17 protein-coding genes and 1 riboswitch are annotated in these 19,695 nt (G+C 70.9%); of the genes, 8 read left to right on the forward strand and 9 right to left on the reverse strand.

Annotated features, from left to right (window positions below; all coding sequences use genetic code 11):
- Positions 1-12: 12 nt before the first annotated feature.
- The 5 genes from HMPREF2833_RS00980 to HMPREF2833_RS01000 all read right to left on the reverse strand — a co-directional run bounded on the left by HMPREF2833_RS00980 (position 13) and on the right by HMPREF2833_RS01000 (position 6,729).
- A complete protein-coding gene (locus HMPREF2833_RS00980) occupies positions 13-2,421 on the reverse strand; it encodes a S9 family peptidase (RefSeq protein ID WP_070636310.1) in 2,409 nt (802 codons plus the stop codon).
- Between the two features lie 178 nt (positions 2,422-2,599).
- Entirely contained in the window at positions 2,600-3,739 is a 1,140-nt protein-coding gene (locus HMPREF2833_RS00985) for an ABC transporter permease (RefSeq protein ID WP_083310883.1), read from the reverse strand.
- Positions 3,736-4,620: an ABC transporter ATP-binding protein gene (locus tag HMPREF2833_RS00990; protein WP_070636312.1), complete on the reverse strand. Its 885-nt coding sequence runs from the start codon at positions 4,618-4,620 to the stop codon at positions 3,736-3,738. Before HMPREF2833_RS00990 ends, HMPREF2833_RS00985 begins: the two co-directional genes overlap by 4 nt.
- A 112-nt stretch (positions 4,621-4,732) precedes the next feature.
- The gene (locus tag HMPREF2833_RS00995) at positions 4,733-5,470 is read right to left on the reverse strand and encodes a response regulator transcription factor (RefSeq protein ID WP_070636314.1); all 738 of its coding nucleotides are present in this window, start codon (positions 5,468-5,470) and stop codon (positions 4,733-4,735) included.
- Positions 5,467-6,729, reverse strand: coding sequence for a sensor histidine kinase (locus HMPREF2833_RS01000; protein WP_070636316.1), 1,263 nt, complete (start codon positions 6,727-6,729; stop codon positions 5,467-5,469). The genes HMPREF2833_RS00995 and HMPREF2833_RS01000 overlap by 4 nt, the downstream gene beginning before the upstream one ends.
- 60 nt (positions 6,730-6,789) lie before the next feature.
- On the opposite strand from HMPREF2833_RS01000, the gene HMPREF2833_RS01005 reads away from it, so the two are divergent.
- The gene (locus HMPREF2833_RS01005) at positions 6,790-7,554 is read left to right on the forward strand and encodes a CPBP family intramembrane glutamic endopeptidase (RefSeq protein ID WP_101888458.1); all 765 of its coding nucleotides are present in this window, start codon (positions 6,790-6,792) and stop codon (positions 7,552-7,554) included.
- 36 nt (positions 7,555-7,590) lie between these two features.
- Here HMPREF2833_RS01005 and HMPREF2833_RS01010 read toward each other — a convergent pair whose 3' ends face one another.
- Positions 7,591-8,229, reverse strand: coding sequence for a VOC family protein (locus HMPREF2833_RS01010; protein ID WP_047979057.1), 639 nt, complete (start codon positions 8,227-8,229; stop codon positions 7,591-7,593).
- A 105-nt stretch (positions 8,230-8,334) separates the two neighbouring features.
- A riboswitch (SAM riboswitch) is annotated at positions 8,335-8,454 on the forward strand.
- 74 nt (positions 8,455-8,528) lie between these two features.
- Here HMPREF2833_RS01010 and HMPREF2833_RS01015 point away from each other — a divergent pair.
- From HMPREF2833_RS01015 to HMPREF2833_RS01030, 4 genes are all read left to right on the forward strand, one after another.
- Positions 8,529-10,064 (forward strand): bifunctional o-acetylhomoserine/o-acetylserine sulfhydrylase, encoded by a 1,536-nt coding sequence (locus HMPREF2833_RS01015; RefSeq protein ID WP_070636318.1) that lies wholly within the window; start codon positions 8,529-8,531, stop codon positions 10,062-10,064.
- Positions 10,061-11,287: a homoserine O-acetyltransferase MetX gene (locus tag HMPREF2833_RS01020; RefSeq protein WP_070636320.1), complete on the forward strand. Its 1,227-nt coding sequence runs from the start codon at positions 10,061-10,063 to the stop codon at positions 11,285-11,287. The genes HMPREF2833_RS01015 and HMPREF2833_RS01020 overlap by 4 nt, the downstream gene beginning before the upstream one ends.
- Before the next feature lie 116 nt (positions 11,288-11,403).
- Entirely contained in the window at positions 11,404-12,225 is an 822-nt protein-coding gene (locus tag HMPREF2833_RS01025; RefSeq protein WP_083310884.1) for a GNAT family N-acetyltransferase, read from the forward strand.
- Positions 12,226-13,263: 1,038 nt separating this feature from the next.
- Positions 13,264-14,301 (forward strand): IS30 family transposase, encoded by a 1,038-nt coding sequence (locus HMPREF2833_RS01030; RefSeq protein WP_168165702.1) that lies wholly within the window; start codon positions 13,264-13,266, stop codon positions 14,299-14,301.
- Positions 14,302-14,385: 84 nt separating this feature from the next.
- Here HMPREF2833_RS01030 and HMPREF2833_RS01035 read toward each other — a convergent pair whose 3' ends face one another.
- Positions 14,386-15,261: an SGNH/GDSL hydrolase family protein gene (locus HMPREF2833_RS01035; protein WP_070636322.1), complete on the reverse strand. Its 876-nt coding sequence runs from the start codon at positions 15,259-15,261 to the stop codon at positions 14,386-14,388.
- Between the two features lie 72 nt (positions 15,262-15,333).
- Here HMPREF2833_RS01035 and HMPREF2833_RS01040 point away from each other — a divergent pair, with 72 nt between their 5' ends.
- Positions 15,334-15,978: an alpha/beta hydrolase gene (locus HMPREF2833_RS01040; protein ID WP_047979428.1), complete on the forward strand. Its 645-nt coding sequence runs from the start codon at positions 15,334-15,336 to the stop codon at positions 15,976-15,978.
- A gap of 66 nt (positions 15,979-16,044) precedes the next feature.
- On the opposite strand, the gene HMPREF2833_RS01045 is transcribed toward HMPREF2833_RS01040, so the two are convergent.
- Positions 16,045-16,281: an RNA-binding S4 domain-containing protein gene (locus tag HMPREF2833_RS01045; protein WP_047979429.1), complete on the reverse strand. Its 237-nt coding sequence runs from the start codon at positions 16,279-16,281 to the stop codon at positions 16,045-16,047.
- 202 nt (positions 16,282-16,483) lie between these two features.
- Here HMPREF2833_RS01045 and HMPREF2833_RS01050 point away from each other — a divergent pair, with 202 nt between their 5' ends.
- A complete protein-coding gene (locus tag HMPREF2833_RS01050) occupies positions 16,484-17,980 on the forward strand; it encodes a CoA-acylating methylmalonate-semialdehyde dehydrogenase (RefSeq protein WP_047979430.1) in 1,497 nt (498 codons plus the stop codon).
- A 185-nt stretch (positions 17,981-18,165) separates the two neighbouring features.
- Entirely contained in the window at positions 18,166-19,098 is a 933-nt protein-coding gene (gene mmsB / locus HMPREF2833_RS01055; protein WP_047978998.1) for a 3-hydroxyisobutyrate dehydrogenase, read from the forward strand.
- On the opposite strand, the gene HMPREF2833_RS01060 is transcribed toward mmsB, so the two are convergent.
- Complete coding sequence (locus tag HMPREF2833_RS01060) at positions 19,064-19,600, reverse strand: MarR family winged helix-turn-helix transcriptional regulator (RefSeq protein WP_047978997.1); 537 nt, start codon at positions 19,598-19,600, stop codon at positions 19,064-19,066. The genes mmsB and HMPREF2833_RS01060 overlap by 35 nt on opposite strands.
- Positions 19,601-19,695: the final 95 nt, after the last annotated feature.

Consider the following 19,695-nt stretch of genomic DNA (forward strand, 5'->3'; position numbering starts at 1 on the left):
CTGGGACCCCTGTCAGTCCGCAACCCCGAGCTGCCGCGCGAGCCACGCGTACTCCCACGCGGTGTCCTTCCACTGCGCGTACCTCCCGGACGCGCCACCGTGGCCGCCGGCCATCTCGCAGCGCAGCAGCACGGTCTCCGGGCGCGCCACGCGGGTGCGCAGCTCGGCCACCCACTTGGCGGGCTCCACGTAGAGCACGCGGGTGTCGTTGAGGCTCGTGACGGCGAGGATCGGCGGGTAGTCGGCGTCCCGCACGTTCTCGTAGGGGGAGTAGGAGTGCATGTACTCGTAGACCTCAGCGGACTCCACGGGGTTGCCCCACTCCTCCCACTCCAGGGCGGTGAGCGGCAGCTCGGGCATGAGCATGGAGGTCAGGGCGTCCACGAACGGCACCGCGGCCAGCCCGCCGCAGTACAGCTCGGGGGCCAGGTTCAGCACTGCGCCCGCGAGCAGACCGCCCGCCGAGCCGCCCATCAGCGCGATCCGCCGCGCATCCACGTCCGGGCGCGCGGCCAGGTGCCGGGTCACGGCCACGAAGTCCGTGAACGTGTTGGTCTTGGTGTTCTTCTTGCCGTTCTCGTACCACGCGCGCCCCAGCTCACCGCCACCGCGCACGTGCGCCACGGCCCAGACCACGCCACGGTCCAGCAGGGACAGCCGCGAGATGGAGAACGCCGGGTCCGTGCTGATCTCGTAGGAGCCGTACGCGTACTGCAGCACGGGCGCGGGCACGGCGGGGTCCAGGTCCGCGCGGCGGACCAGGCTCACGGGAATCCGCGTGCCGTCCTCGGCGACCGCCCAGTCCCGCTCCACCGTGTAGTCCTCGCTGCGGTACCCGCCCAGCACGGTAGTCTCGCGCCGCAGCACGGGCTCACCCACGCCGAACTCGTCCAGCGCACCGGCCCCGGGCTCGCCCGTGGGGATGTCGTACACGCGCGGCGGCGTCACGAAGGACGTGTAGGACACCCGCACCACCGGGTTCTCGTACTCCGCGGAAAGCACGCCGGTGCTGCTGAGGTCCTCGTCGAACGCGGCCTCGGTCCCGGCCAGCAGCCCGGCGTCCGCCGCCGTGCCGGTGTCCGGGGACGACGACGCCGCTCCGCCCGCCCGCGCGCCCGTTCCGTCGTGCGCCGCCCCGGCCACCAGCGGCTCCAGGGCGGTGCGGGGGATCAGGCGCACCCGGGGCGTGGTGTTCTCACGTAAGGCCACCACCAGGTGGGTGGCCGTGGGGATGCCGGACTCCACGCGCACGGTGTCCGAGGCCGGGACCACGTCCACCAGGTCCACCTCCGTGAGGCTCCACCCAGCGTGCTCCAGCGGCATGAGGCTGATGCGCCCGTTGGGGGCGTGCGCGTCGTGGGAGAGCAGCAGGACATCGGTGCCGGCCACCGTGAGGGGTTCCACCTCGTAGAGCACCCGCTCGTCCCGCGAGAGGACAACCCGCCACGGCAGGTCCGCGGGGGTCTCTGCGCGTGCCTTCTTCGTGCCATCACCGTGACCGGGCGCCGTTCCCGTGCACTCGTCGGGCGCGTCCCGGTGCGCGGTGGAGGGGGCCGCCCCGGCGGACTGGCCATGGGAACCCGGCACGGCGGCGTCGTTCGCGGGAAGCTCAGCCAGGCGCAGGATGCGGTACTCGCTGTACTCCGAGCAGGAGGAGGACAGCATGAGCCACTGCTTGTCCGCGGAGAGCTCGGCGCCGAGCCAGAGGCCCGGGTCGTCCTCCTGGAACAGCAGCTGGTCCTGCGCCACGTCCGTGCCGATCACGTGCCGGTACACGCGGTACGGACGCCAGGACTCGTCCACCACGGTGTAGACCACCTGGGCCGCGTCCGGGGTGAGGAACGCGCCGTAGGAGGTCTGGGGGATCCGGTCCGCGAGCAGCTCCCCGGTGGTGAGGTCCTTGACGTGGACGGTGAACCGCTCGTCCCCGGCGGTGTCCTCGGACCACGCGAGCCGGGAGCCGTCCTCCGCGACGCTGAACGCCCCCAGGGCGTAGAACTCGTGCTCCTGGGACGCGGCGTTCGCGTCCAGGAGGGTCTGCTCGCCGTCCAGGGGCGTTCCGGGCTCCACGGCGGGCGGGGTCCAGTCCGCAGGGTCCGCCACGGGAACCCGGCAGAACACCTGGTGCGCGCCGCCCTCCACGGTGCGGGCGAAGTACCACCAGTCCCCGTGGCGGCTGGGGACCGAGAGGTCCGTCTCCTGCGTGCGGTCCTTGATCTCCGTGTAGATGCTCTCCCGCAGCGGGGCGAGGTCCGCGGTGACGGCCTCCGCGTAGGTGTTCTCGGCGTCCAGGTGCGCCCGGACCTCGGGGGAGTCCTTCTCGCGGAGCCACTCGTAGGGGTCGGCGAACGTGTGACCGTGGAACGTGCGCTCCACGGGACGGCGGGGTGCCACGGGGAAGGTCTGCTGCTCGGAAGTCATGCGCCCCAGTCTAGGGACGCGGCGGTGGGCCGTGCGGGAGTCTCACCGCACGGCCCACCGGGGTGGCGCTGCGTTCCAGTTGCGGCTTGCCAGGCCCGGCGCGGGAGCCGCGCCCCAAACCTTCGCGCGCCGGACCCGCCTGCTGCGGGACCGGGGTCCGCGACCGGTGGCCAGGCCGTCAGCCCCTCAGGGCCTCCCGCCACTTGAGCGCCTTGCCGGTGCGCAGGATGGAGCGTTCGTAGATCACCGCGGCGAGCCAGATGGCCAGGGCGGTCGTCACGATCAGCAGCACCAGGGAGCCGATGTGCTCCCACCACTCGCCCTGGTCCAGGAAGATGCGTAGCGGCACGGCCACCGGGGCGGAGAACGGGATCCAGCTCATGATGCGCAGCGCCTCCGGGTTGTCGTTGAAGAAGATCACACCGAAGTAGGGGAGCATGATCAGCATCATCACGGGCATGGACGTGGAGCCGATGTCCTCCTGCCGGGACACCATGGACGCCGCGGCGGCGTAGAGGGCCGCGATCATCACGAACCCGATGGAGAACAGCATCACGAACCACAGGATGGGCACACCCATCCCGTCCAGGGGCAGCACGTTGCCGTTGATCTGCATCCCCAGCAGCAGTGCCCCGGCCAGCAGCGCCACCTGCAGGATGGCCATGGCCGCGTTGCCCAGCACCTTCCCGGCCATCATGGCCCGCGCCGGGACTGCTGCGAGCAGGATCTCCACGACCCGCGACTGCTTCTCCTCGATCACGGACACCGCGATCTGCTGGCCGAACGTCACGGCGGCCATGAAGAACACGAGTCCGAAGCCGAAGGCCATGAGGTACCGCAGCGCGGGGTTCGGCGCTGCGGGGTCCAGCAGCTCCACCCCCGGGCTCGTGGACAGCGCCTGCACCAGACCCGAGGGGGCGTCCGTCATGGCCAGGACACTCACACCGGCCGGACTGCCGGAATCCGGCACCACGGCGGCGTCGGCCGCGCCGGAGAGCACAGCTTCGCGTGCCGCGTCCGCGGAGGCGACGGTCTGCGGAGCGTAGTCCTCGCCGAGGGCCTGGACGGACGGTGCGGTCTGGTCCACCACGGCCACGCTCGTGGCGTCCCCGGCGAACAGGTCGCCCAGGCGTGGCACGAGCAGCGTGGCGGCCAGTGCGGCGGCCAGCAGGATCAGCGTGGTGATGATGAAGGGCTTGGAGGTGGCCTTCACCCCCATCTCGCGTGCGGCCACGGTGCCCACCGCGGACCAGAAGGGCGTGCGCCGTGGCTGGCGCTGGTGGGTGGTGCTCGTGGGGGTGGCGGTGGCGGTGCTCATCGGGTGACCTCCGTGAAGATCTCGTGCAGGGTGCGGGTGACGGGTCCGAAGCGGTGGACGGTGCCCCGGGCCACGGCCTCGGTGAGGACGGCGTGGGCCGTGGCGTCCGAGGCCGCCCGGAAGCGGACGCGCCCGCCGTCGAAGGCGAGCACCTCCACGCCGGGGGCCTCGCGCACCCAGCCGGTGTCCGCGGCGGCGTCGAGCTCCCACTCGGGAACGGCGTGGGCGGCCAGCAGCTCGGCGCGCGAGCCCGCGGCGCGCACCCGCCCGTCCGCGAGGATGACGAGCTCGTCGCACAGCCGCTCCACGACGTCCAGCTGGTGGGAGGAGAACAGGACGGGAACCCCGGTGTCCGCGGTCTCCCGCAGCACCTGCACCGTGGTCTCCACGGCGTGGGGGTCCAGCCCGGAGAAGGGCTCGTCCAGCACGAGGGCCACCGGGTCGTGCACGAGTGCGGCGGCGATCTGGGCCCGCTGCTGGTTGCCCAGGGACAGCTCCTCGAGCCGGCTGCCCGCGCGGCCGGCGAGCCCCAGGCGCTCGAGCAGCGCCATGGCCCGGGCCTTCGCGTCCGCGCCGGTCATGCTGTGCAACCGGCCCAGGTAGACCAGCTGGTCCAGCACGGTCATCTTGGGGTACAGCCCACGCTCCTCGGGCATGTACCCGATGCCCGCGCGGTAGTCGGCGGTGATGGGGGAGCCGTCCACCTCGATCCGTCCCGAGTCCGCCGAGAGCACCCCCAGGAGGATGCGCATGGTGGTGGTCTTGCCCGCGCCGTTGCCGCCCACGAACCCCGTCATGAGGCCCGGGCGGATGCTGAAGGTCAGGTCCTCGAGCACGTGCGCCGACCCGAAGGACTTGTTCACCCCGTTCACTGTGATCATGGTTCGAGCCTAGGAAGTCACGCCCGTGTCCGACTCCCCCGGGCGGCGGATTCTGCACCCCCGCGATCCTCCGCCCGGGGGAGGAGACGCCCACTGCGCGGTGGGGCCGGTCTCAGGCGCCGGTCACACCGTGCTCGAACGCCCAGATCACGGCGTGGACCCGGTCACGCGCCCCCGTCTTCAGCAGCACGTTGGACACGTGGGTCTTGACCGTGGCCCTGCCCACGAACAGCTCGCGCGCGATCTCATCGTTGGACAGGCCGCGCGCCATGGCGGCCAGCACCTCGGTCTCGCGGGCGGTGAGACCCGCGCGGGCGGCGTCGTCCTGCCCGTCCGCGATCTCGGACTCCGGGCCGGGACGGCCGGCGGACGACGCCGCCGCGTCACCCGCCGGGGCACGGCCGGTCTGCGCATCGACCTCCGCCGCCGGTTCGACGGTGCGTGCCAGCACCCTGCGCGTGACCAGAGGGTCCAGCAGCGCGTCGCCGCGGCCCAGCACCCGCACCGCCTGGATCAGCTCCTCGGGTCCCGCGGACTTCAGCAGGAACCCCGAGGCACCGGCGGAGAGCGCCGCGAACAGGGCCTCGTCCGTGTCGAACGTGGTGAGGATCAGCACGGCGGCACGGGAATCCGAGGCGACGAGCCGACGGGTGGCCTCGATGCCGTCCAGCCGCGGCATCTGCACGTCCATGCACACCACGTCCGGGTCGAGGGCCGCGGCGAGCTCCAGGGCCTCCTCGCCGTCCGCGGCCTCTCCCACCACCTCCATGTCCTCCTGCGACGTGAGGATGGCGGAGAAGCCGAGGCGAATCAGCGGCTGGTCGTCCACGAGCAGGACACGCAGGCTCACGGCATGACCTCCTGCGGGGCGTGGACGGGCACCGTGGCCCGCACGAGCCAGCCGCCGTCCGCCTTGGGGCCCGCGTCCAGTGTGCCGCCCATCGACGCCATCCGTTCCTCCATGCCGATCAGGCCCGTGCCCGTGCCGTGGGCGGCCGGTTTCCCTGGCCGGGCGCCGCGCCCGTTGTCGCTGATCTCCAGCTCCACGCGGCTGGCCTCCGTGCGCAGCCGCACCGTGACGACCGCCCGTGGCCCGGCGTGCTTGCGGGCGTTGGTGAGCCCCTCCTGTGCCGTGCGGTACAGCGCCAGCTGGGCCGGCGGCGGCAGCTGCGGCTCCGGGCCGATCCGCTTGAGCACTGCGTCCTGGCCGATCGCCCGGGCGTCGGCCACGAGTGCCTCGAGGTCGGAGAGCCGGGGCACGGAGTCGGGGGCCTCCTCGCCGTCGCGCAGGGTGTGGACCATGGTCTTGAGCTCGGTCACGGCCTCCCGTGCGGAGGACTCCACACCGCGCAGGTGCTCGGCGGCGGCGCGGGGATCCTGAGACATGGTGAGGCGCGCCGTCCCGGCCTGGACGCCCATGGCCGTGACGTGGTGGGCCACTACGTCGTGCAGCTCGCGGGCGATCCTGAGCCGTTCGAGGCTCACGGCCTGCTCCGCGAGCCGCTCCTGCTGCTGCCGGATCTCGGCGTGGGCGGCCTCGAGCTCCTGCCGCTCGATGGCCGCGTTCCACGCCCCGTCGCCGAAGACCCACGCCCCGGCGAAGTAGGCGATGTTCACGACGAACTGGATCGCGGCGATCGCCATGTAGGCGTTGACGCCGCGCTCACCCACCTCCGGATCCGTGAACTGCTCCACGGTGCTCCAGCCCAGCCACACCGCCATCCCCACGGCCACGGCGGCGCGGGACCACGTGGCGCGACGGCGGTCCGGGCACCAGGCCCCCACGGAGTAGAAGCCCAGGAACAGCACCACCTGGGAGGCGTACATCTCGATCCCGACCCACGTGACCAGCGCGAAGTACACGAAGGACACCGCCACCATCACTGCCACGGGGAAGCGACGCCGCCATGCGAGCGGGGTGGCCAGCACGACGGCGCCCAGGGCAACCCACCCGACATCCGCCTTCCACGGGACCGACTGCACGAAGTCGGAGAGGTACACCAGCTCGACGCCGGCCAGGGCCAGCACGCCGGCACCCCGGGCATCCCGCCAGCGCCACCCCGGCGGCAGGGCGCGGTGGGGCGGGGAGGTGTCCGGGGCGGGGTGCATGGGTTCACCCTACCGAGGTCGCTCGCGGGGCTGTCCGGGTGCACCACGCACAATGGTGGGGTGATCGCCTCCCTCGACACCTCGCCCCGTGTGCCGCGCGCCGACCTCCGCATGCAGATCCTGCTGGTGCTCGGGGTGTCCCTGGGCGCTTCCGCGGTGTACTCGGTGCTGGACCTCGTGGAGATGGCGGTGCAGTCCTCGATCGCGGAGAGCTCCACCACGCTCAACCAGCCCCTCAGCCCGGTTCCGGTGATCGACGCGCTGCGGCGCCTCACCAGCATCTGCTTCGCAATCGTGCCCGTGGTGCTCGCCCTGTGGTTCCTGGCGGGAACCACCTCCCGCATCCCCGCGGTCCTGCGCGGCATCGGTGCGGACGCGCGCCGCCCGGGGCACGACGCCGCCCGGGGCCTCGCGCTGTTCGCCGTGATGGGCGGTGGGACCCTCGTGCTCTACCAGGCCGGGCGGGCGCTCGGGATCACGGCGGAGATCACCACGTCCACCCTGGAGAACACGTGGTGGACGGTTCCGCTGCTGCTGCTCACCGCCCTGCGGCACGCGCTCGTGGAGGAGATCATCGTGGTGGCGTTCCTCGCGGAACGGATGCGGCGGCTGGGCCGCTCGTGGTGGACGGTGGCGATCGTGTCCTCGGTGCTCCGGGCGAGCTACCACCTGTACCAGGGGGTGGGACCGGCGCTGGGCAACCTGGTCATGGGGCTCGTGTTCGTGTGGTGCTACCGCCGGTACGGGCGTGTGATGCCGCTTCTGGTCGCGCACTTCCTGCTGGACGCAGTCGGCTTCCTCGCACCGCAGCTCCTGGCGGGCTGACCGCCTGGGTGGGTGGCGGCGTCGTGCCCCGCCGGATCAGATGGTGACGGGCCCGTCCGGCGTGCCGAAGGTGACCGCCATGAGACCGGGCGTGCCGTGGGGAGCGGACCACGTGACGTCCACCGAGCGCAGGACGTCCTCCACAGGGCCACCGAGCCAGTCCGTGACGCGCTCGGGGGAGCCGGCGATGTCCATGCCGGTCAGCCGGACGTCCGTGAGCCGCGCCTGGGAGGGGTGCATCTCGTCCGCGGAGTCGAAGTGGATCATGAACGGCAGCTGCGGATCCGCGATCAGGCCCTTGACGCCGATCTGGTGCCAGTCCAGGCGGCGGCCGTCCGGGAAGATCCGGCCGCCCGGCACGGAGGGGCGGCCCAGTTTCTGCTCGAACGGGGCGAGGTCCGGGACCTCCACGACCCACCCGAGCCAGCCGCCGCCAGCCTCCGAACGCGCGCGGACGGCCTGACCGAACGGCGCCTTGTCCGCGGCGGGGTGCTCCAGGACGGTCACGACCTCCACGTACTGGTGGTCCGTGAGCGGCAGGATCATGTTCTGCGTGCCGAACCGGGGGTGCACGCCGCCCTTCACGGGCTCGATCCCCAGGCGGTCCGCTATCCGCTCGGTGGTGGCCTCCAGCCCGTCCGGCTGCGCTGCGAAGGAAACGTGGTCCAGCTTCATGCAGTCATGGTGGCACCCGTCACACGGGGGTCCAAATCGGCGGGTGCAACACTGCGGACACCGAACTTGACGCGGCGGCCCCCCGGTTCCCACACTTGAGGTCTAGGTCACGAGAGTCAGCGCCAAGCCCCAGCTTGCTGACCGGCAACCCTCCCTACCGCGGCGGGGTGCCCTGGGTGAAGACCTGGCCGTGACGTCGTCCGACGTCCACGGCAAGCGCGGGCCACCGGTCGCCCGTTCGTACGGGCACCGTGCGGACGGTCGCCTGGCCCCTGATCCTTCCGAGAAGGAGCACGGCCATGAGCACTGCACCCACCCCCGACAACTCCCAGGACTGGGCGTTCGAGACCCGCCAGATCCACGCGGGCCAGAACCCCGACCCCGTGACGGGTTCGCGGGCGTTGCCCATCCACCAGACCTCGTCCTTCGTGTTCCCGGATGCGGACACGGCCGCCGCGCGCTTCGCGCTGCAGGACATGGGCCCCATCTACTCCCGCCTGACCAACCCCACCACCGAGGTGGTGGAGAAGCGCCTCGCCTCGCTGGAGGGCGGGGTGGGAGCCCTGATGGTCTCCTCCGGGCAGGCCGCGGCCACGCTCGCGGTGCTCAACCTGGGCGGAGCGGGAACGCACGTGGTGGCCAGCCCGTCCCTCTACGGCGGCTCCTACAACCTGCTCAAGCACACGCTGCCGCGCCTGGGCGTGGAGACCACCTTCGTGGCGGACCCGGACGACCCCCAGCAGTGGCGGGACGCCGTGCGCCCCACCACCGTGGCGTTCTTCGGGGAGATGATCCCCAACCCCCGCAACGACGTCCTGGACGTGGAGACCGTTGCCGGGATCGCCCACGAGGCCGGGGTGCCGCTGATCGTGGACAACACAGTGGCCACCCCGTACCTGGTGCGGCCCATCGAGTGGGGCGCGGACATCGTGCTGCACTCGGGCACCAAGTTCCTGGGCGGGCACGGCACCGCGATCGGTGGGTTCATCGTGGACGCCGGGCGCTTCGACTACGGCGCGGACCCGGAGCGGTTCCCGGGCTTCAACCAGCCGGACCCCACCTACAACGGTCTGGTGTACGCCCGTGACCTGGGCGCGGACGGCGCCTTCGGCGTGAACCTCTCCTACGTCCTGAAGGCCCGGGTGCAGCTGCTGCGGGACTTGGGCACGTCCATCTCCCCGTTCAACGCGTTCCTCATCGAGCAGGGGATCGAGACCCTGTCCCTGCGCGTGGAGCGCCACGTGGCCAACGCCCAGCGGGTGTCCGAGTGGCTCGAGTCCCGCCCCGAGGTGCGCTCGGTGTCCTACGCGGGGCTGCCGTCCTCGCCGTGGCACGAGCGCGCGCGGAAGTACGCACCGCGCGGGGCGGGTTCCGTGCTCGGCTTCGTGCTGGAGGGCGGCAAGGAGGCGGGGATCGCGTTCGTGGACGCGCTGAGCCTGCACTCCCACGTGGCGAACATCGGGGACGTGCGGTCCCTGGTGATCCACCCGGCGTCGACGACGCACGCGCAGCTCTCCGAGGACGAGCAGCTCGCGGCGGGCGTGGAGCCGGGCTTCGTGCGGCTCTCGGTGGGCACCGAGGGGATCGAGGACATCCTGGCGGACCTGGAAGCGGGGTTCGCAGCGGTGGCCGCGGCACCGGGCACCCAGGAGTCGACCCACGAGCGGGGCGATCGGGACCCGGCGACCTCACCGGCGGACCGGCCCCTGGGAAGCATGGAGCCGATCGCGGACGCCGGTGCGGAGCCCGCCGCGGCTGCCGGGACCGGCGCGGAAGGCGGCCCTGCGGCGTCGTCGACGGCGCGTGCGGACGTGGCCGCCGAGCCCGCGGCATGACCGTGGTGCAGACAGCCCCGGCGGTGCGCCGGGACGGTGTGGTGCGGGCCGCAGAGATCGGGGAGCTCACCCCGGAGTCCGGGTTCCGGCTGCCGGACGTGCGCCTGGCCTACGAGACGTGGGGTGAGCTGGCCCCGGACGGCTCCAACGCGGTGCTGGTCGAGCACGCGCTCACGGGCGACTCGCACGCGGCGCGCGGCACGGCCGTGGGGTACGGGGACACAGCGCCCTTCGACATGGCCGGGCACCGTGTCGCGGCGGACACCGGCGGCTGGTGGGACGGGCTCATCGGACCGGGAGCGGCCATCGACACCACCCGCTGGTTCGTGGTGTGCGCGAACATCCTGGGCGGCTGCCACGGCAGCACCGGCCCGGCGAGCCTCGCGCCGGACGCCGCACCGTGGGGCTCGCGCTTCCCACGCGTCACCGTGCGGGACACCGTGGCCGCGGAGGCGCGGCTCGCGGACCGGCTCGGGATCCGGCGGTGGCGGCTCGTGGTGGGCGGTTCGATGGGCGGTGCCCGCGCGCTGGAGTGGGCGGTGTGCCACCCGGAGCGGGTGGCGGCGTGCGCGGTGATCGCCGCGAACGCCCGGGTCAGTGCTGAGCAGCTCGCGTGGGGCCGCACCCAGGCGCTCGCGATCCGGCAGGACCCGCACTTCCGCGGCGGGGACTACTACGGAGGCCCGCACCCCGCCGAAGGACTCGGCCTCGCGCGGCGGATCGCGCACATCACCTACCGCAGCGCGCACGAGCTCGCCGCGCGCTTCGGCCGGGAGGCGCAGGGCGGAAGCGCGTCGGGGGACGACGCCGGGATCGCGGACGCCACCGGTCCCCGGGGCGGCTGGGGTGCTGCTCGCCCGCACCGCACCGTGGACCGGGGGCGCTACCGGGTGGAGAGCTACCTGGACCACCAGGCGCTCAAGCTCGTGACCCGTTTCGACGCGAACGCGTACCTCAGTGTCAACGAGACGCTGATGTCCCACGACGTCGCCCGGGGCCGCGGCAGCCTCCGGCATGCCCTCGCCCGCACCCGCTGCGAGTGGCTCGTGGCGGCGGTGGACTCGGACCGGCTGTTCCCGCCCGAGGAGTCCGCCGAGCTCGCGGCCACACTGCCGGGTGAGCACGAGGTGCACACCATCACCTCACCGAGCGGTCACGACGGCTTCCTGCTGGAGACCCCGCAGGTGGGCCGGCTGCTGCGGGCCACGGTGCTGCGGGACTGAGCTGGCGGGCGGCTCGAAGACTGGCGGGGGATGGCATGGGCTGCATGACGTTCATGTCATCCCGCGGGGGCGTGCCAACGGATGCAGGCCCGTTGCCATGGTGGGAGTCCAGTGTCATGCTCTCCCACATGCAGCCCCAGACACTCCTTGCCGCCTATGACTCGCAGCTGCGTGGCGCGGCTGAAGTGGCCGACGCGCCCGTCGTGGTGAAGATCGGTCCCGTCCTCGCTGCGGTCTTTCCTGAGCGTCACCGAGCATTCGTCACCCATGCCCCGTTTCCCACGGCCGAATCAGAACTGGATGACCTGATAGCCAGTGTGGTTTCCAAGTTCGCCTCGGACTCTCGGGTGGACCACATCTCGTGGAAAACCCGAGCACATGACCGCCTGCCCTCCCTGGTCGCCACGCTTCAGCACCACGGATTCGCTCTCGGAGAACCGGAGACGGTCATGGCGGGCGAGGCGGATGTGCTCATCTCCGCGGCCGCCGGCCCGGAGCAGCTTCGTGGCTACACGGTGGAACGAGCGGTAACGGAAGCGTCATTGCGAGAAGCGGAGAATCTTGCTGGTCGGGTTTTTGGGGACTCCCCGGAAAGGATGCGACTGCAGGAAGACGAGCTGGTCGAGCGGTGGCGCAGCGCCCCTGAATCGTTCGAGATGTGGGTGGTACGTGATGAGGACGGCCACGTGGTGTGCTCCGGCCGCTCCGAGTTCCCGGAGCGAACCGACTTCGCAGGACTGTGGGGCGGCGCGTGCCTCGGAGGCCATCGCGGGCGCGGGCTGTACCGAGCCCTGGTGGTCCAGCGGGCCCGCTCGGCCCGGCACCGAGGGCGGACACTGATCCACGTCGACTGCAGCGAGTACTCGCGGCCCATTTTGGAACGGGCAGGCCTGCTTCCCCTCACCACGGTACGGTCAGCCACCCGTGCCTGCCCCTGACCGCGGTGGGCATGCCCTTGCCATCATCCACGCTACGGCTGCTAACGCAGTCCGTGCATGCGCAGTCCCCACTTGAGAGGAATCCCGGCGTTACTGGTGATATCGCCAGCGAGCGACCTCAGTCGAATCGGTGCACAACGACCGGCTGCTCCCGCCGTTCCTGTTCTCCTGCCGCGGCACTATGGCCGCGGCGACATATCGAGTTCCGCACCAAAATAACGACAAGAAGCGACAGGGGCAAGGGGAGGAGGGCGAAATGGTCTCCGAAGGGCTGGAACATAATGCGTGCCACTAAAAATACGGCCACGCCGACGGAAAGAGGTACAAGCAGTATCCTGAGCCGTTCGGTTCGCCTGTGGTCATGCCCGAGTGGGCTTCCGTGAAGGTTGTTCTCGGACGTCCCACGACCATATGCCGCCGATCCCGTCTTTCCACCCGCCTCGTGTAGTTTTCGGGTCATTGCTTACCAGTGTAGCCGGAATGTAATTCCGACTTCATATTTCTCGCTGTGAACGGCTCCCGCCGGCCTTGTACCGTCTGCGGATGGATAAGGTGACCGCCCATGCGGGTGGCCGTCGGCGGTTGCCGGGCGTCCAACGAGCTGGTTTCGCCGGGCGCGGCCACAAAATACGGCACCCGCACCCCGGAGGTGGGTTCTAGCGATCCCCGCAGCACCCTGAATTTCAGGGAGTTGCGGGGATCGTGTTGTCAGATGAGTTGAAGGTGGCGTTTTTCCAGGCGCTGGAACGTGGGGATGGCAGCATCACAGTGGCTGCTCGCGATGTTGGTGTGAACCGGAATACCGCATACGGCTGGGCACGTAAAGCAGGGATCCGTGGTCGCGGGATCCCCAGCACCGGGCCGCACCCGCGGAAGGACGAGTACTTTCAGCTCAGGGCCGGAGGCCTCTCGCGGCGTGAAGCGGTAGCCATCGTCGGAGTCCATGAGCGCACCGCGCAGGAATGGGACCGCGGCATCAAACACACGGGCCATGTCCGCATCTATCCAGATGGCCGCCGGGTGGACTACAACACCGGTATGACCACACTCCTCGCGGGTCCTGCGCTACCAGCTCTGGAAGCCCAACTAGATCCCCGCTTCCTCACGCTGAAGGACCGGGAAGTGATCGCTGACCTGCACCGTGCTGGGCACAGCTTGCGCGCGATCGGCCGAGCGTTGGGCAGGCCGGCCTCGACGATCAAACGCGAGCTCGATGCCCGTTCAGTGGACGGGGCGTACCAGCCGTATGCCGCTCAGCGTGGCTGGGCAGCATCTCGGCCCCGGCCGAAGAAACCCAAGCTCTGCCTGCCTTCCCGGCTGCGGGACTACGTCCAGGACAAGCTCATGCTGCGGTGGTCTCCGGAGCAGATCAGTCACACTCTGGTCAAAGAGTTCCACGACGATGAGAGCATGCGAGTGAGTCCCGAGACTATCTATCAGGCCCTCTACCTCCAAGCCCGTGGCGGTCTGAAACGGGAGGTCGCAGCCGCGCTGCGCACCGGCCGGACCCGCCGCAAGCCCCACAAACATCCTGATCAACGCACCTCGCGGTTCGTTGATCACATGGTGATGATCTCCGACCGCCCACCGCAGGTCGAGGACCGGGCCGTGCCCGGGCACTGGGAAGGCGATCTCATCGTGGGCCCCGGCAGCGCCTCGGCGATCCTCACCTTGGTCGAGCGTTCCACTCGCTACGTTCTGCTGGGGCACCTGCCCGGTGGCCACAGCGCCGAGGAAGTCCGAGATGTGCTCACAGCGCTGATCACCACGTTGCCCGCACACCTGCGGGGCTCACTGACCTGGGACCAGGGATGCGAGATGGCACGGCACAAACAATTCACGGTCGCGACAGGGGTGCCGGTGTACTTCTGCGACCCCCACTCACCATGGCAGCGCGGTAGCAACGAGAACACCAACGGCCTGTTGCGTCAGTACTTCCCCAAGAGCACCGACCTTCGGCCTTACAGCCCGCAGGACCTCGAGCACGTCTCACAGGAACTCAACGCACGCCCACGCAAAACGCTCAACTGGGATACCCCAGCCGAGCGTCTGCGTGATCTACTGACAACCACATAACCATCAGGTGTTGCGAGGACCCCTAGAAACCGCCCGGGAGGGGAGCGGGCGCCGTCGTCGTGTGGTGGAGCAGAGCGGGAGGGCTCAGGCCTCCTCGGCCTGCTGGGGGATCTCCTCGCCCGCGCCGGGGATCGTGGCCTGGCCGAAGGCGGGGCGCTTGGCGGTGATGTAGTCCCCGGAGCTGCGGCGGCGGATGCGGCGGCCCACCCACGGGACGAAGTACTTGCGGGCCCACACCATGTCGTCCCGGCGGGCCTGACGCCAGTTGCGTGCGGGGCGCTCCTCGGGGTGGTCGGGGGTGAGCCCGTGGTCCACACCCAGGCAGTCCAAGGCCTCGCACGCGATGAGCTGGTGGCCCAGCGGGGAGAAGTGCAGGCGGTCAGGTGCCCACATCTGGGGGTCGCTCAGCTGGTTCAGCCCCCACAGGTCCACGAGCACGGCGTCGTGGCGGGCGGCCACCGTGCGCACGTTCTCGTTCCAGATGGCCACGCGGCCGCGGATGCTGCGCATCACCGGGGTGTTGCCGATGTCCGGGGCGTCGAACATGACCACGGTGGCGCCGGTCGCGGCGATCTGCTCGATCACGGTGTCCAGCCGGGAGGCGATGTCGTCCGGGTCCGCGCCGGGTCGGAGCATGTCGTTGCCGCCGGCGCTGATGGTCACGAGGTCCGGTGTCAGCTCGAGCGCCGGCTCCAGCTGCTCGTCCACGATCGGCTGGAAGAGACGCCCGCGGATGGCCAGGTTGGCGTAGGCGAAGTCGTCGGTGGTGCGGGCGAGCTCCTCGGCCATGCGGTCCGCCCAGCCCCGGAACCCGCCGGGGACGGTGTCGTCCGGATCGCCCACGCCCTCGGTGAACGAGTCGCCCATGGACACCATCCGGTGCCACGGGTGCAGGGGCTCGGCGGGGGACTCGGCGGTGGGATCGGGAGACGTGGTCCGGGGCGCAGTGCTCTCATCCATACGCAAATTACTAACACGTATTCCTGGGCGGCGCCGTCATGGTCCGTCACGGGACCGTGTGAGGATGGGGCCATGGCACAAGCACCCCACGTGATCTGGAACAACGACGAGGCCGACCGCGCCGGCACGCCCCTGGTGGTGATGTTCCACGGCTACGGCTCCCACGAGGGAGACCTCATGGCCCTGAGCGCGTCCCTCCCGGACGGGTTCACCGTGGCCTCCGTGCGGGCACCGCAGCGCGCGGGCGCGGGTTTCCAGTGGTTCGCGCTGTCCTCGGACCTGGGCTTCACCACGGACGCCGTGGTGGCCGCCGCGGAACCAGTGGTGCAGTGGCTGCGGGACGAGTCCCTGCAGCACACGCACGTGATCCTGCTGGGCTTCTCCCAGGGGATGGCGATCGCCACCACGGTGGCCCGCCACGCCCCGGACCTCGTGGACGCGGTGGTGGGGCTGTCCGGTTTCGTGGTCCCGGTGGCGGACGACGACGCCCAGGCCAACTTCTTCCACGACGCCGCCCTGCGCGACGAGCCGTTGCGGATGTTCTGGGGCCGGGACCCCGAGGACCCGGTGATCCCGCCCGCCCTGGTGGACCTGACCGCTGAGTGGGCCCAGCAGCACGCGGACGCCACCAAGGTGCAGTACCGGGGGATCGGTCACGGGGTCTCACCCCAGGAGCTGTCCCATGTGTCGGAGTACCTGCGGGCACTCACGGACTGAGCGCACCGGCCACCCGACTGATCGTCCGGTCCGGCGCACCCACTGCGGTGGGGGTGCCGGACCGCCCTATGCGCTGACGATGCGCACGGGCGGCATACCGGAGGCCGGGACCTCCAGCACGTCCCCGGGGTGCAGCTGCGCGCCCCGGCGGGTCTCCACCGCGCCGTTGACCTGCACCGCACCATCGGACACCAGGGTCTTCGCGTGGTGGCCGTCCTCGGCCAGGTTGGCCAGCTTCAACGCCTGGCCCAGGCGGATCATCTGGTCCCGGATGGGCATCTCTTCATACGCAGTGTCGCTCATGCGTCCATTGTCTCAGGCGTGCCCGGGGCGGATCGCCGGGAACGCGGCCCGGTGCCCGGACGTGCGGGGACGGGGTGGGGTGAGGAGGGACGGGAACGCCACCGGGCGGCGTCGTGCCCCCAAGTAGTTGCACGTCCAATGAACTGGGGATACGTTCGGGGGAGACGTGCATCACACCCTCCCACCATCCCCAGGAGAAGCCATGACACTCGTTCCCCACTTCGTCGCAGGCCGGAAGACCCCGGGAGACTCCGGTCGCACGCAGGACGTCTACAACCCCGTGGAGGGCGCGGTGAGCGCCCAGGTGCCGCTGGCATCCGCAGAAGAGGTTGCGCAGGCCGTGACCGCTGCCGAGGAGGCGTTCCCGCAGTGGTCCGGGCTCAACGCTCAGCGCCGCGCGCGCATCCTGCTCAAGTGGGTGGACCTGATCACCGAGAACATGGACGAGCTGGCCACCCTGCTCTCCAACGAGCACGGCAAGACCTTCCCGGACGCGAAGGGCGACATCCAGCGCGGCGTGGAGGTCGTGGAGTTCGCGGCAGGTGCACCGCACCTGCTCAAGGGCGAGTTCTCCAGCGGCGCGGGCACGGGCATTGACGTCCACTCGATGCGCCAGCCCCTCGGCGTGGTCGCGGGGATCACACCGTTCAACTTCCCCGCCATGATCCCGCTGTGGAAGGCGGGCATTGCGCTCGCCGCAGGCAACACCTTCGTGCTCAAGCCCTCCGAGCGGGACCCCTCCGTGCCCGTGCGGCTCGCGGAGCTGGCGCTCGAGGCGGGCATGCCCGCGGGTGCGCTGAACGTGGTCCACGGTGACAAGACCGCCGTGGACGCTCTGATCGAGGATCCGCGCGTGCGGGCCGTCGGGTTCGTGGGCTCCTCGCCCATCGCCCAGTCCATCTACACCGCGGCAGCCGCGCAGAACAAGCGCGCCCAGTGCTTCGGGGGCGCCAAGAACCACATGGTGATCATGCCGGACGCGGACCTGGAGCAGGCCGCGGACGCCCTGATCGGTGCGGCCTTCGGCTCCGCCGGCGAGCGCTGCATGGCCATCTCCGTGGCCGTCCCCGTGGGGGAGGCCACCGCGGACAGGCTGCGCGCGCTGCTCGAGGAGCGGATCGCCACGCTCACGCTCGGCCCGTCCCTGGAGCCGTCCTCGGACTTCGGTCCCGTGGTCAGCGCCCAGGCCAAGGAGCGCATCGAGTCCTACATCGCCGCGGGCGAGAAGGAGGGCGCGGAGCTCGTGGTGGACGGCCGCGGGGCCACCGTGGACGGGCACCCCAACGGGTTCTGGGTGGGCGCCACCCTGTTCGACCACGTGACGACGGACATGAGCATCTACCGCGAGGAGATCTTCGGTCCGGTGCTGTGCATCGCGCGCGCCGCGGACTACGAGGAGGCCCTGCGCCTGCCCAGCGAGCACGAGTACGGCAACGGCGTGGCCATCTTCACCCGCGACGGGGACACGGCCCGGGACTTCACCACCCGCGTGGAGGTGGGCATGGTGGGCGTCAACGTCCCCATCCCCGTGCCGATCGCGTACTACACCTTCGGCGGCTGGAAGGCCTCGGGCTTCGGGGACCTCAACCAGCACGGCACGGACGGGCTGAAGTTCTACACCAAGACCAAGACCGTCACCACGCGCTGGCCCTCCGGGACCAAGGAGGGCGCGAGCTTCGTGATGCCCGCGGGCAGCTGAGCCGCGCGGCGTCGTCGTGCGCCACGCCGTGGGCGCGCCGTACGACGCCGCCGTGCCCCGCAGTCCCGCCCCGCCGCCGGGCCCCGCACGACGGCGCCCGGCGGAGTCCCAGCACTCCGGCCCTCCCGCATTCCCGCGGCTCCGCGACGCGCGGCGCCACCGCCACCCCTGGAACGAGGAACGTCATGACAGAGACCACCAGCCAGCAGCTCCCCACCGTAGCCTTCCTGGGCCTGGGCCACATGGGTGGACCCATGGCCGTGAACCTGGTGAAGGCCGGGGTGTCCGTGACCGCCTTCGACGTGGTGCCCGCCGCCATGGACGCCGCCCGTGAGCAGGGGCTCACCGTGGCGGAGACCCCGGAGGACGCCGTGCGCCAGGCGCAGGTGGTCATCACCATGTTCCCGTCCGGGCAGCACGTGAAGGACGCCTACACGGGGGCCGGCGGCGGCGAGGGTCTGCTGGCCGCGGCACCCGCCGGGGCCACGTTCCTGGACTGCTCCACCATCAACATCTCCGAGGCGCAGGAGGCCGCGGCCCTGGCACGGGAGAAGGGGTTCACCGCCGCGGACGCCCCGGTCTCCGGCGGAGTGGTGGGTGCCACCGCCGGGACGCTCGCGTTCATGGTGGGTGCACCGGACGAGGTCTTTGAGCGCGTGCGGCCCCTGCTGGAGATCATGGGCGCGCGCGTGGTGCACTGCGGCGGCAACGGCATGGGCCAGGCCGCGAAAATCTGCAACAACATGGTCCTGGGCGTGTCCATGGTGGCGGTGAGCGAGGCGTTCGTGCTCGCGGAGAAGCTGGGCCTGGAGCACCAGGCGCTCTACGACGTGGTCTCCAACGCCTCGGGCCAGTGCTGGGCGCTGACCACCAACTGCCCCGTTCCCGGCCCCGTGCCCACGAGCCCCGCCAACAACGACTACGAGCCCGGTTTTGCCGGCGCGCTGATGGCCAAGGACCTCAACCTCGCGGCCACCGCACTGGAGCAGACCGGTGCCACCGCGCCCATGGGGCGTCTTGCGGCGAAGCTCTACAACCAGTTCGTGGCGGACGGCCACGCGGGCAAGGATTTCTCCGAGATCATCACGACGCTGCGGGAGGGGTCTCGGGAGGGGTGAAGTCCCCCTCGCGGGCACGGAGCCCGCTCAGCGCCGCCACGACCGCCTCCACCTCGTGCGCCGCGAGTCCGGTGTCCAGGAAGAGCTGCTCGTTCAGCGCCTTCGTGGCACGGCCCACCACGTCCAGGCCGGTGGGGGTGAGCGCCACGTTCACCGCCCGCCGGTCCGTGCTGACAGGTTCCCGGCGCACCAGCCCGGCGTCCTCCAGCCGGTCCACCGCGTTGGTGATGGACGTGGGGTGCACCTGCAGCAGGGCGCTGGCCCGCTTCATGAGCATCTTGTGCTCGCGCGCGAAGCTGAGCAGGGCGAGCACCTCGTAGCGCGAGAACGTCAGCCGGAAGGGCTTGAGGATCCGGTCCGCCCGGCCCAGCAGGATCTGCTGGGCCCGCATGATCGAGGTCACCGCGGCCATCGGGCCCGCAGCCTCGGTCCAGCCCCTGCGCTCCCAGTTGCGCTGTGCTTCCGCAATGGGGTCCCTGTTGAGCGGCTGGTTCTGGGGCATGGGCACAGTCTAGGGGCGCGCAGGGGGCGTGATCGGGACCACACGAAAATACATGCCTGCGTTATAGTCGGAAGTACCACTATCGACCTGCCCAC

It is taken from the genome of Kocuria sp. HMSC066H03 (assembly GCF_001812045.1).
In the GTDB taxonomy this organism is placed as follows: Bacteria; Actinomycetota; Actinomycetes; order Actinomycetales; family Micrococcaceae; genus Kocuria; species Kocuria rhizophila.